This is a genomic window from Methylocapsa acidiphila B2, from assembly GCF_000427445.1.
Classification (GTDB): Bacteria; Pseudomonadota; Alphaproteobacteria; order Rhizobiales; family Beijerinckiaceae; genus Methylocapsa; species Methylocapsa acidiphila.
The window spans coordinates 1,029,924-1,042,111 of record NZ_KE386496.1 but is presented as its reverse complement, the minus strand read 5'-3'; the positions used below and the strand labels follow the sequence as shown (position 1 = coordinate 1,042,111).

The window sequence follows — 12,188 nt, the reverse complement described above, 5'->3', positions numbered from 1 at the left end:
GCCGTTTTCCTTATTCCGCCGCGAGCGCGCGGGGGCCGAAATCCTCGCCGAAATGGCGCATGGCGCTCAAAACGGGATAGGGCGCAAATCCGCCGAGCGCGCAGAGAGAACCGAATTTCATTGTTTGGCAAAGGTCGTCGAGCAGCACGAGATTCTCCGCCGTCTTCACGCCCTGCCTGATGCGATCGACGGTTTCGACGCCGCGCGTCGAGCCGATCCGGCAAGGCGTGCATTTGCCGCAGCTTTCAACCGCGCAGAACTCCATGGCGAAACGCGCCATGCGGGACATGTCGACCGTGTCGTCGAAGACGACGACCCCGCCATGGCCGATCAGCCCGTCGCGCGCAGCGAAAGATTCGTAATCGAAGGGCGTGTCGAAATAGTCGCGCGGAAAATAAGCGCCGAGCGGGCCGCCGCATTGCACCGACCGCACCGGCCGGCCGGAGGCCGTTCCGCCGCCGATGTCCTCGACGATCTCGCCGAGGGTCAGGCCGAAGGCCGTCTCGAAGAGGCCGCCGTAGCGAATATTGCCGGCGATTTGCAAGGGCATGGTGCCGCGTGAGCGGCCCATGCCGTAGCTCGCATAAAAATCCGCGCCGCGTTCGAGGATCGTGGGCGCCGCGACGAGCGACAGGACATTATTGACGACGGTCGGGCGTTGAAACAGCCCCTTATGCGCCGGCAGAGGCGGCTTGGCGCGCACGACGCCGCGCTTGCCTTCGAGGCTTTCGAGAAGGGCCGTCTCTTCGCCGCAAACATAAGCGCCGGCGCCCATGCGGATTTCAATGTCGAAGGAGAGCCCGGATCCCAGGACGTCGGAGCCGAGATAGCCCGCCTGGCGGGCGAGGACGAGCGCTTCGGAGAAGGTCTTCGCCGCATGCGGATATTCGGAGCGGCAATAGACATAGCCCTTGGTCGCGCCGATCGCGACCGCGCAGATCGTCATGCCTTCGATCAGTGCGTAGGGATCGCCTTCTACGATCATGCGATCGGCGAATGTGCCGCTGTCGCCTTCGTCGAAATTGCAGACGACGTAGCGGCGATCCGCCGGGGCGTCGGCGACGGTCTTCCATTTGATTCCGGTCGGGAAGCCGGCGCCGCCGCGTCCGCGCAAGCCCGATTTCGTCACTTCCGCGATCGTCGCCGCAGGACCGATCTCAATGGCGCGCGCAAGGCCGCGCCAACCGCCGAGCCCGGCATAGTCGGAGAGCGACGTCGGATCGATGATCCCGCAACGCGCGAAGGTGAGCCTCGTCTGGCGAGCGAAAAAAGGATGCGCGTCGGTCTTGCCGATCCGCAACGCATGGGCGCCGCCGGACAAAAAGCCCGCGTCAAAAAGGGAAACGACGTCAGACGGCGCGATGGGACCATAGCCGATGCGCCCCTCGGCGGTCTCGACCTCGACCAGGGTCTCGAGAAAATAAGCGCCCCGCGATCCGTTGCGGACGATTTCCGCAGAGAGTCCACGCGCGCGGGCTTCCGCCTCGATCTTCGCCGCGACCTTATTGGCGCCGACGGCGAGGGCGGCGATGTCCTTGGGGATGAAGATGCGAGTCATAGGCCGCGCGCCTCATCAACGGCTTCGCCGAGCGTCGTCGCGTCAAGCCGGGCGATAGGCTCGCCGTCGATCAAGGCGGCGGGAGAGGAAGCGCAGAGGCCGAGGCAATAGACCGGCTCGACAGTCAATTCGCCGTCGCGAGTGGTGCGGTTCCAGTCGAGGCCAAGCTTGGTGAAAAGGTCTTCCGCCAATTCCTCGCTTCCCATGCTTTGGCAGGCTTCGCCACGGCAGAGCTTCAGCACATGCCGTCCGGCGGGCTCATGCCTAAAATCATGGTAGAAGCTGATGACGCCATGCACTTCTGCGCGCGACAGGTTGAGCGCCTGTGCGAGGAGCGGAGCGGCCTCGGGAGCGACATAGCCGAATTCCTCCTGCAGCGCATGAAGAATTGGCAGCATCGGCGCCTCTAAACTGAGATGCTCGTCGACGATTTCCTGAGCCCGATCGGCATTCCAGGTGGAGGCTCCAAGCATCCGTTCCCGCCCTTTTGTTATTGATCTATTTTGAGCGTGCGGCGTCGCGCAGCCTAGGTCAATAAAGCAGTCCGGTTGGTTCATAGGCATTTTCTATTGAACGGCGCCGCACAATAGATCCGCTTCGTCAATCTGGCAGGGCGATCCGATTGGCTTCGGCGACGAAGGCGCGCAGAAGCGGAGTCATCGGCTCGCGGCGCGGGAGAACAAGCCCGATCTTATGCACTTCCTGAGGCTCGACGATGGGGATCGAGCGCACAGGGCCTTCGAGATCGAGGACGCCGGCGAAGGCTTCCGGCACGATGCTGGCGCATTCGCCGGTCCGAACATGCGCGAAAAGCACGACCATGGAGTTCGATTCGAGCATGGGCGTCGGCGGCTCAGGGCAATGATTCGACAAGAGCCGGTCGATGATCCGTCGATTCTGCATGTCTGGGGTGAGGAGGCAGAGAGGGATGCGCGCGACCTCCGCCCAGGTGACGGTCGCGCGGTCGCCGAGCGGGCGCGTCACGGTCGTCAGCAAGCGATAGCGCTCATGATAGAGCGGGACGGTCCTGATCTGGCCCAGCGGCTCGTTGTCGAGATAGGTGAGTCCGGCATCGATCTCAAGATCATCCAAAAGACTCAATATCTTACGAGAAGATTCTGAGAGAATGGTGAAGCGAACGGCCGGATGTTTCGCGCGCAATGGGGTCGTGAGTTCGGCAACCATCCCGAGCGCGGTCGGTACGGCGGCGATCCGCAAATGCCCGGAAAGCGCGGCGTTCGACGCGCGCACGTCCTGGCGCATCGCCCGCGTGTCGCTCACGATGCGTTTCGCCCATTCGAGCACGCGTTCGCCCTCGGCGGTCAAGCCATGGAAGCGGGAGCTTCGATTGACGAGTAGCACGCCGAGACTGTCTTCGAGCTGCTTGATCCCGGCCGAAAAAGTCGGCTGCGTCACCCCGCAGCTCTCAGCCGCCCGGCTGAAGCTTTTCTCGCGCGCCAGCGCCATTAGAAATTCGAGCTTGTCGATCAACGTAGGGCGCCTACGGCGAGAGGGCCAGATTTTTTCGCGCGCAAGGCGGCCGCGCGGCTCGCGAAAGCGGTGATGAAGGCCGCGTGGCTCCAGGCCAGATCCTTGGCGGAGGCCGGCGCGCCCGTCGCCTGATCGAATTGCTCCGCGAGTTCTCCGGAAGTCGGCGCATAGGCCTCGACCGTCGCCATGAACAGGTCTCCCCTATGGAACAGCGCCTCGCCTAATTCGGCCCGGCGATTCGGCGCCGAAGATTCGGTAGCCGCGGCTGAATCTTTCATTACATGAAAGCCAAGTTGATGCAGAAACTCCTGATCGTCGGGGTTGGATCCTATCGAAGCGCCTGTGGCAATGGCGGCGCTGAGCGAAAAATAGAATTGGGCGGCGCCGAGGGTCGAAAAATAATAAGCGCCGCCGCTGTAATAGCGGTCGCCCGCATAGCGCCCCATTGCCGGCGCGCGGCGGGCCGGTTCCAGCCGGTTGATCGGGTAAGTGGTCTCGAACAAGCTTTCGAGCTTGGCCAGGGTCGCAAGAGCTTTGGGGTCGAGCACGCTATGTGGTCCCTCAGGCCGGTCGGCGTGGATCACGCCCAATATGGTCGCAAAGTCCAGATCCTTGCTCGATTCCTCGATCGCCGGCGCAAGGCGGCTGCGGTAATAGCCGGAAGAATCGCTCCAATGCTGGTCGAGGCTTCGTTCGATCTCTTCTGAGGCCGCGCGGCAAGCGCGCGAGATTCCAGACTCGCCTTCGTCCTCGAGCCAGCGCGCCCCATCGGCGAGGGCCGCATATTGCACGAGGCGCGTGTAATAATGCCGCCCGAGTTCCTCTTCCCAAATATCGTAGCTCGGATCGCGCCAATGCTGGATGCAGAAAGCGACATCGCGCGTGATAAGCGCCCGCGCGGCCGCGCGGGTTGCGGCGTCGAGCTCAAGCGAACAAAAGCGCATGGCCGTCAGCGCGCGCAAGGCCGGTCCGTCATGTTGCGGGCGTGACCATTTGATGATGTCGAGCGTCCCATCGGGATTGAAGCGGGGCTCGGCCAAAGCGTGATCGCCAATGATTTTAGCGAGTTCAGCTTCAGGCCTTACATATTGCAGAAAGAAGGGCTCGACATTTCGCCTGAAATCGCCGGCCTCGCTCAAGAACTTTTGTCCGTTGAGGTCGCAAAGGCTCAGGCTGAAAGCGAGAAAATCCTTGAAATGGTCCAGGCCTTCCCGCCCGACCGTCCCGGCGACGATCAGGCGGCGCAGCGCATCGATCACGATCGCCGAATCGCGCATCCAATGAAAGAAATAGTCGGGATCCGGATCATAGGAGGCCAGGATTGGCGAGGCGAGCACCGACCCTTTGGCCGGCCGGATGGTCTGGCCGAAGCCAGGCCGCGTCTTGATGAGCTCAGTCGCCGAAATGCTGCGCAACAAAGCCGCAGCAGAGAAGGAATATTGTCGCGCGAGCCACGTCTCCGAAAGGGGGCGAGCGGAGGTCGGCGATCCAATTGGGGACATAGCGGGCCTAGCTCATATGCGGGCTTTCGAATCCCAGCCGTTTCAATCCGGTTTGCACGTCAGGGTCGGCCATGAACAACCGCCAAAGGAGGCCTGATCGATAATTTTCGATCATGGCAACGATCGGTCCCTGATCGATCGCGAGATAGGATTTGGCGTACCAGTCCTGGCCTTCGCTGAAAGCGTCGACGAAGCCGAAACGCCCCCAAATTCGGTCGCCGAGAACATCGTAAAAATGACGCAGGGCGCGCATGGCTTGCGGCGGCGCATAGGGAAAGCTCGATAGCGCCGCGGTCGGCGCGATGACGCCGGTGTCATTGTCTGGCGCGTGGGCGACATAGCCGGTCGGGTCGTCGCTCGCGGTCAGGCCCCAGGCGTCGGGGCCATAGCCTTTGTGGCGCTTCGGATTGCGGACGCAATGCTCGTAATTGATCAGGGTGTGCTGAACGTTCTGCTCGAGATAAGAGGCGTAGGCGTCGGTCAGCCCGCGCGGGTCGAGGCCGCAAAAGGAATAATGACAGAAAAAGAGCGGACCGCCGAAATCTGGGCCGAGGGGCAGGTCGATGTCGTAGAAGCGTCGTCCGTTGATGAATCGCCGGCTCTGAGCCCAACCATTGTGATAGACGGCTGGATCGATCGCGAAAGTGGGGGAGGCGGCGGCGAGAATATAGGTGATCAGGCATTCGTTCCAGCCTCTGACGTCGGCGTCGAGGCTCCAGCCGTGATTGGGGCTCCAATGCCAAGTCAGCGCATTGCGGCCATTATGGGCGTGCCAGCTCCATTCCGCGTCGCGCCAGAGCCAGGTGATGCGGTCGCGCAGGCTTCTCTCCTTGGGGTCGCGGCCGTCGAAATATTGCCGCGCGCACAAGAGTCCCTGTAGCAAAAACGCCGTCTCGACGATGTCGCCGCCGTCGTCCTTACGGCCGAAGGCGACGGTCTCCCCCGAGCGTCCATTCATGTAATGCGGGAATAGCCCGTGATAGCAGCGGGCGCCGGCGAGAAAGTCGAGCGTGGCGCCGAGCCGCTCGACCGCCTCGGTGCGGGCGATCCATCGGCGGGCGGAGGCGACGATGATGGCCATGACGCCGAATCCCGAGCCGCCGACGGCGACGAGATCGTCGCTGGGGTCGTCCTCTATCCCGGTGCGGTCGCGCGCAAGGCCGCTTGTCGGATGCGCGCCCTCCCAAAAAAAGCGGAATGTCTGCCGTTGGACCAGATCCAGCAGGGCCTCGTCGGACGACCGCGCATGCGGCTTGCCGATTGTCTGATGTTTATTGGATGGAGACATCTGCTCGAGACTATTCGATGTTGAAACGCTCCTGATGAAGATCAGGCGGCCTTTTGCTCGATCGGCCTCACGTGGACTTGGCTTCTGGCGCAGGGCGACAGCCGCAACCCTTCCGGATCTTTTCGTAGATGCAGAACCCGCGTGTAGAACCCGTCCGGCGCGTCCTGTCGGCCAATGCTGACGACCGTCGCCGAGGCGAGCTCCCGCTGGAAGATGTCGATGACGATCGCGCGGCTCGCGGCGTCCAGCCTGCCGATGGCGTCGTCGATCAAGACCCAGCTTGGCTTATGCAGCAGCAAGCGCGAGAAGGCGATATTTTGTAGCTCGTCAGGGCTGAGGTCGTTTTCCCATGCCGCCACGCGGTCGAGCTCCGGCGCCAAGTGGGACAACTTCATGCGGTCGAGCGCGCCGGTGAGATCGCGATCCGTGAAGGCGGCCGCGGGCGAAGGGAACGAGAGCACCTCGCGCAAGGAGCCTGGTGGAATGTAAGGCGGCTGAGACATGAAGAACATGCTTTCGCGCGGCGGCAGCAAAATGCGGCCGCATCCCCACGGCCAAAGGCCCGCGATGGCGCGGAATAGATTGGTCTTGCCGACTTTCGGCGCGCCGACGATCAAGACGCGCTCCCCCGGCGCGATCGAGATGTGGGTCTCGCTCAGCGCGGTGCAGCCGGCCGGCGCGGCGACGCCGAGATTGTCGAAGGTGAGCTTGCCGTCGCTTGCTTCGAGCCGTTCGATCTGTCCGGTCTTGTGGCCGAGCTTGTCCATTTCGACCAGCGCCTGGCGAAAGCTTGCGACCCGGAGCAGCGTAGCGCGCCAATCGGCGATGGTGCTGAAATTGTCGATGAACCAGCGCAGGGCCTGCTGAACCTGATTGAACGCGCCGACGGCGACCATCAGCCCGCCGAGGGAAAGATCGCCGCTGAAAAACCCCGGCGACGCGACGATGAAGGGCGCGATAATGGCGAACCAGCCATAGCCGGCGGTGACCCAGGCGAGCCGGGTCGCGGCGCTGACGAGGCGCCGCATCATCGCGACGACTTTGTCGAGCTCTCCGTGCAAATGGGCCTTTTCGTCGCTCTCGCCGGCGTGGATCGCGATGCCGTTGGCGTGCTCGTTGACGCGAACGAGCGCGACGCGGAGATCGGCCTCGCGGGCGTAGCGCTCGGCGTTGAGGCGAACGAGCGGACGGCCGACGAGCCAGCTCAGCCAGGACGCGGTGCCGGCGTAAAGGAGCGCGCACCAAACCATGTAGCCCGGGATGGCGAAATGCAATCCGTCGATATTCAGGATAATGCCTCGCGACAAAATCCATAAAACTCCGATGAAGCTCGCGAGAAGCAGGGTCGCTTGGAGCAGGCCGATGCCGAGGTCTGTCGATAACTCGGTCAGGTGACGGACGTCCTCGTGAATGCGTTGGTCGGGATTCACCCCGATCTCACCAGAGCCGGCGAGACGAAAAGCGCGGTTCGGCTCGAGCCATTGATCGACGAGATCCGCCGTGAGCCCCTCGCGCAGTTTCATCTTGGTCGTCTGGTTTAGCCAGGTCTGCGCGACGTTCAAGATCAGTAGGCCGCCGGCGATCCCGGCGAACACGACGAGCTGGTACAGAAAACTCGCGAAATTCTTGTGCGAAAGCGAATCATAAAACGGCCCGTTCCAGGCGTTCAGTTTGATTTGGCCATAAGCCGTCGCGCCGACGACCACGCAGAGGGCGACGCCGAGCGCGACCAGCGCGTTGCGATTCGCGGAGGCCATAAAGGCCTTGCCCATGATGCGGATCTGATGGGCGAGCTCCTCGACAGGCGCCGGCCATTTCGCGACTGATTCTGAAACTTCGATGGCTTGTTCCACGATCGCGCTCGGTTTGAGGTCCAGATCTGCGATCCTAGGGCCGGATGAGGAAAAAGTTGATCGGATTTTTCGACGAGCGCGTGCTCCGCATCTCTTTGAAAGCAAGCGGATCCTTTGATCAGGGGAAACCGCCGGCTAGAGCGGCGTCGCCGACGTCTTAAGGCGTCAGAAACGGGCTCGCCGCGATAAAATTCAAGAACTCCGCGACGCTATCAGCGGCTTTGACGCGGTTGCGAAGGGAAGCGTTGAGCAACGCCGATTGAACGTCGGCGGCGGGGCGTGCATGGCGAAGGGGCGTGTGAACATGGGTCGGATCGATAGGCTCCTCGCCGAAATGACGCTCGAGGAAAAGCTCGGGCAGCTCAGCATGTCCGCGGCAGAATTCGCCGTGACCGGTCCGACCTCGGCGCAGGGCATTGCTGAAAGCATCCGCGCCGGGCGCGCTGGGGGTCTCCTCAACATTTGGGGCGGCGAGAGAACGCGGGCGATGCAGCGCTTGGCCCTAGAGGAGAGCCGCCTCGGGATTCCGCTTTTGATCGGCTTCGACGTTCTGCACGGGCACAAGACCATTTTCCCGATCCCGCTCGCTGAGGCGGCGACCTTTGCTCCGCTGTTGTGGGAGCGCACCGCGCGGGTCGCAGCTGAGGAGGCGGCGTGCGATGGGGTCAACATGACCTTCGCGCCTATGCTGGACGTTGCGCGCGATCCGCGCTGGGGGCGCATCGCCGAATCGCCTGGCGAAGATCCATGGGTCGCGGCCCGTTTCGCCGAAGCCAAGGTGCGTGGCTTTCAAAGTTCGGATCTCGCCGCCGTGGACGCGATCGCCGCGACAGCCAAGCATTTTTGCGCCTATGGCGCGGTTCTGGCCGGACGCGACTACGCCCCGGTCGACGTCTCGGAGCGGCTCCTCCGCGAGGTCTATCTGCCGCCCTTCGCGGCCGCCGTCGCCGCCGGTTGCGCCGCCGTCATGCCCGGCTTCAACGACGTCAACGGCGTTCCTATGACCGCTCATGTCGACTTGCTGCGTGACTGGCTGCGCCAGGAAAGCGGCTTTGAAGGCGTCGTGATCAGCGACTACAACGCGATCGCGGAACTTATGACGCAGGGCGTCGCGGTGGATCTCGCCGAAGCGGCGAGCCTTGCGCTTACGGCGGGCGTCGACATTGACATGATGAGCGGCGCTTATCTTTGCGGCCTGCCGGCCGCTCTCTCGCGCGGTCTCGTCGGGATGGACCAGATCGACCTTGCGGTCGGGCGCGTGCTCGCCTTGAAAGAGCGCCTGGGACTTTTCGAAGATCCCTATCGGCGCGGATCGCAAAACGCGCTTGTCGCATCGAGGAGGGGACTTCGGCGCGATCTCGCGCGCGACGTCGCCCGACGGGCGATCGTGCTCCTCGCCAATGACGGCGTGTTGCCGCTTGCCCGGGATCTTCGCAAAATCGCGCTCATCGGGCCTTTGGCGGACGCGGCCGCGGAAATGCTCGGCCCCTGGCCGGGCGCCGGACAGGCGGGCGATTGCGTCACGATCCGTCAGGCTTTGACGGAGGCTCTGCCCGAGGCCGAGATCCTCTATGAACCCGCCGTAGGGATCGATGACCGCGATGCATCCGGCGTGGCGGCCGCCCTGCGTTTCTGTCGCGATGCAGATGTGGTGCTGCTCTGTCTCGGCGAAAGCGCCCACATGAGCGGCGAGGCGGCGTCGCGGGCGAAACCGGGGCTCCCCGGCATTCAGAACGATTTGGCGCGCGCGGTTTTGGCGCTGGACAGGCCGGTCGTCGCGATCATCGGATCGGGCCGTCCGCTGATCCTTCCTGATCTCGTCGAGAAGGCTCAGGCGACGCTCGCGACTTGGTTCCTCGGCTCTGAGGCAGGACATGCGATCGTCGATGTCCTTACCGGCGCCTTCAATCCGGTTGGCCGGTTGCCCGTCACTTGGCCGCACGACGTCGGTCAGATCCCCATCAATTTTTCAGTTCGTCAGACTGGCCGTCCGGCGGACTCGGGCGCGCCCTATGCCAGCAAATATATCGACATGCCGACCGAGCCGCTTTTTCCGTTCGGCCACGGCCTGTCCTATAGCTGCTTCATCGTGGCGAGCCTGCACGCGGAGCCTGAATGCTTCAGGCCGGACGACGAAATCTCGATCGCAGCCGAAGTCTCGAATCTTGGGCCATTTGCTGGCGAGGAGACTCTGTTTCTGTTTGTGCGCGATCCGATCGCGAGCGTGGCGCGGCCGCTTCTGGAGCTGAAGGGCGTGGCGAAGATCGCGCTCGCGCCGGGGGAAAGCGGAATCCTGCGATTTCCGCTTCCCGCCCGGTCGCTATGTTTTCTCGGCGCGGACCTCGCGCCTCGCTTCGAGCCCGGCGAATTTCGCTTCTTCGTCGGGCCGAGCGCCGATCCCGCGCATTTGGCTTGTGTGACCTTACGCGCTTTGTCCGATTGAGATCCGCGCCGGATCGGCTTTCCCTCTGCTTGCCTCCTCCGCGAAGCGATGCAGGCGCCGCCGCAAATGGGCGACCGCCTTGGCCATGTGGCGGTCGATCGTGCGGACCGACACGCCGAGCCGCTTGGCGATCTCGGCATGCGTCAATTCATCGACGCGGTTCAGAAGAAAGGCCGTGCGGCAAAGCGGCGGCAGCTCAGAGAGAGAGGCATGAAATAGGCGAAGCTCCATGGCGCCTTCGACAGTCGCCTCCGGACTCGCCGAATTCGCGACGAGGCCGAGAAACTCGATTTCGTCTTCCGCGTAGCGGGATCGCGTCTTCGTCTTGCGCGCCGCGTCGACCGCAAGATTCGCCGCGATGCGGAAGAGATAGGCGCGTGGATGCTCGAGGCCGGCGATCATGCCGCGCTGTAGGAGATGCAGATAAGCGTCTTGCACGACGTCTTCCGCCTCCTGCCGCCCCACGCGGCGGCGGGCGAATCCATGCAATTCATGCGCGTGAGCTTTGTAGAGGCTCTTGAGGGCGGCGTCACGGGCATCCATAAGACCCTCCTCTTGCAGAAGAGAGCTGGCGCGAGCCAACGCAAATCGGGGCGAGCGCAAGCGCGCCGCCGAGCGACCGGGAAAGCAACATCGAATGACCCTTTTGATGCAGGCGGGGCCGCAAAGGGCGCGCGACGCCTTGCGAAATAGAAATGGGGATTGAGCGTGGCGATGAGGCCGCGATGCGGCGCATCTCTCAGCCGAGCGGCGAGTCAAGCCATCGTTGGCGCACTACCATCCGATCATGGACGAGAGGCGGCAGAACGTAGACGATGACTCTGTTGAAGCTCGCGCGAAACGCTAAGAGGAGATGCGCAATTCAGACGATTGCAGGCGGACCGCGTGCGCCGAAATAGAATTTGAGCGGCGGTTGCGCCGCGCCGGCGGGCGCCCGTTCCCAAATGTAGGCGCTTGCGCTCGCGCGCGCCGGGAAAACGGCGATGCCAAAGGCTACCGCGATATAGGCGCAGGCCGCGCTCGCGCATGCGACAATACAGCACAGAGTGCTGTGATGATGGCTCGCGCCGCCTGTTCCGTCGGTCTGGGAGATCTCATCGGCGCAGGTGACGCCGGCAGAGGGGTCGAATGCAGCCGGTCCCGCCGCCGAGGAGATCATCGCCTGCAGCAACAGCGCATAGAGCGCGATCACGCTAATCGTGACGCGTCTTACGTGCGTGCCTTGGCGAAACCATCCCATGCGAGCGACTGTAGCATGCGTCCGACCTATTGCAACGGACGGTTTTCAGCGCGGCGCCTGAAAGCTCAACAGGCGGTCGGTCGGGAAGTCGTAGAGCTTGCCGGTTTCCGGCCAATCCTGCGCGCAAAGCGCGAGCAATTTCGGCGCAAGCTCTTCCGGCGTGCGCAGGATCGTCGGATCTTCGCCGGGCATCGCCTTGGCGCGCATGTGCGTGCGCAACGGTCCGGGATTCACCGCCATGACCTTGACGGCGGAGACATTCACGGTTTCGGCGGCGTAGGTGCGCGCCAGGGCGTCGACGGCTGCCTTAGAGATAGCATAAGGCCCCCAGTAAGGCTTGTAATCCGCTCTATGGCCTGCGCCCGACGAAATGAGCACCACGCGTCCGGCGTCCGCGGCGCGGAGCAGCGGATCGAGCGAGCGGATAAGCCGCCAGTTCGCCGTGACATTGACCGCGAGCACGTCCTCCCACTGTTTTGGCTCGACATGGGCGAGCGGCGACACGGGCCCGAGCACGCCTGCGTTGCCGATGAAAATATCGAGCTTGCCCCATCGCTCGAAGATCGCCGCGCCGAGGAGGTCCAGGGCGGGGAAGTCTCTTACGTCGCAAGGCGCGAGTGTGGCTTCGCCGCCCTCCGCGCGAATCGCGTCGTCGAGTTCTTCCAGAGCGCCTTGGGTGCGGGCGAGCGCCACGACATGCGCGCCAGCCCGTGCGAGGGCGAGGGCCACGGCGCGGCCGATTCCGCGTGAGGCGCCGGTCACGAGGGCGATGCGGCCTTCAAAAGGGCGAGACATGTGCGGAATTTGTCGCTG

The 12,188-nt window shown here is 63.5% G+C and carries 10 protein-coding genes; 1 reads left to right on the top strand and 9 read right to left on the bottom strand.

Annotated features, from left to right (window positions below; all coding sequences use genetic code 11):
- Nucleotides 1-10: 10 nt before the first annotated feature.
- The 6 genes from METAC_RS0106615 to METAC_RS22620 all read right to left on the bottom strand — a co-directional run bounded on the left by METAC_RS0106615 (nt 11) and on the right by METAC_RS22620 (nt 7,692).
- Nucleotides 11-1,558 (bottom strand): formate dehydrogenase beta subunit, encoded by a 1,548-nt coding sequence (locus METAC_RS0106615; protein ID WP_026606426.1) that lies wholly within the window; start codon nt 1,556-1,558, stop codon nt 11-13.
- The gene (locus tag METAC_RS0106610) at nt 1,555-2,031 is read right to left on the bottom strand and encodes a formate dehydrogenase subunit gamma (RefSeq protein ID WP_026606425.1); all 477 of its coding nucleotides are present in this window, start codon (nt 2,029-2,031) and stop codon (nt 1,555-1,557) included. The genes METAC_RS0106615 and METAC_RS0106610 overlap by 4 nt, the downstream gene beginning before the upstream one ends.
- 127 nt (nt 2,032-2,158) lie before the next feature.
- Nucleotides 2,159-3,049 (bottom strand): LysR family transcriptional regulator, encoded by an 891-nt coding sequence (locus METAC_RS0106605; protein WP_026606424.1) that lies wholly within the window; start codon nt 3,047-3,049, stop codon nt 2,159-2,161.
- Nucleotides 3,046-4,464, bottom strand: coding sequence for a glycoside hydrolase family 15 protein (locus tag METAC_RS0106600; protein WP_198017177.1), 1,419 nt, complete (start codon nt 4,462-4,464; stop codon nt 3,046-3,048). The genes METAC_RS0106605 and METAC_RS0106600 overlap by 4 nt, the downstream gene beginning before the upstream one ends.
- Nucleotides 4,465-4,558: 94 nt before the next feature.
- Nucleotides 4,559-5,839: a glucoamylase family protein gene (locus tag METAC_RS0106595; protein WP_051335426.1), complete on the bottom strand. Its 1,281-nt coding sequence runs from the start codon at nt 5,837-5,839 to the stop codon at nt 4,559-4,561.
- A gap of 41 nt (nt 5,840-5,880) precedes the next feature.
- On the bottom strand, nt 5,881-7,692 hold the full coding sequence (locus METAC_RS22620; RefSeq protein ID WP_245257431.1) for an ABC transporter ATP-binding protein/permease: 1,812 nt from the start codon (nt 7,690-7,692) through the stop codon (nt 5,881-5,883).
- Nucleotides 7,693-7,996: 304 nt separating this feature from the next.
- Here METAC_RS22620 and METAC_RS0106580 point away from each other — a divergent pair, with 304 nt between their 5' ends.
- Nucleotides 7,997-10,135, top strand: a complete 2,139-nt coding sequence (locus METAC_RS0106580) for a glycoside hydrolase family 3 N-terminal domain-containing protein (RefSeq protein ID WP_026606421.1) — start codon at nt 7,997-7,999, stop codon at nt 10,133-10,135.
- Here METAC_RS0106580 and METAC_RS22615 read toward each other — a convergent pair.
- The 3 genes from METAC_RS22615 to METAC_RS0106560 form a co-directional block, all read right to left on the bottom strand.
- A complete protein-coding gene (locus METAC_RS22615; RefSeq protein ID WP_051335425.1) occupies nt 10,115-10,678 on the bottom strand; it encodes an RNA polymerase sigma factor in 564 nt (187 codons plus the stop codon). The genes METAC_RS0106580 and METAC_RS22615 overlap by 21 nt on opposite strands.
- A gap of 319 nt (nt 10,679-10,997) precedes the next feature.
- Nucleotides 10,998-11,327: a hypothetical protein gene (locus METAC_RS0106565; RefSeq protein WP_210162537.1), complete on the bottom strand. Its 330-nt coding sequence runs from the start codon at nt 11,325-11,327 to the stop codon at nt 10,998-11,000.
- 93 nt (nt 11,328-11,420) lie between these two features.
- Nucleotides 11,421-12,170 carry an SDR family NAD(P)-dependent oxidoreductase gene (locus METAC_RS0106560; protein ID WP_026606418.1) on the bottom strand — a complete coding sequence of 250 codons (750 nt, stop codon included), beginning with the start codon at nt 12,168-12,170 and terminating at the stop codon, nt 11,421-11,423.
- Nucleotides 12,171-12,188 lie beyond the last annotated feature (18 nt).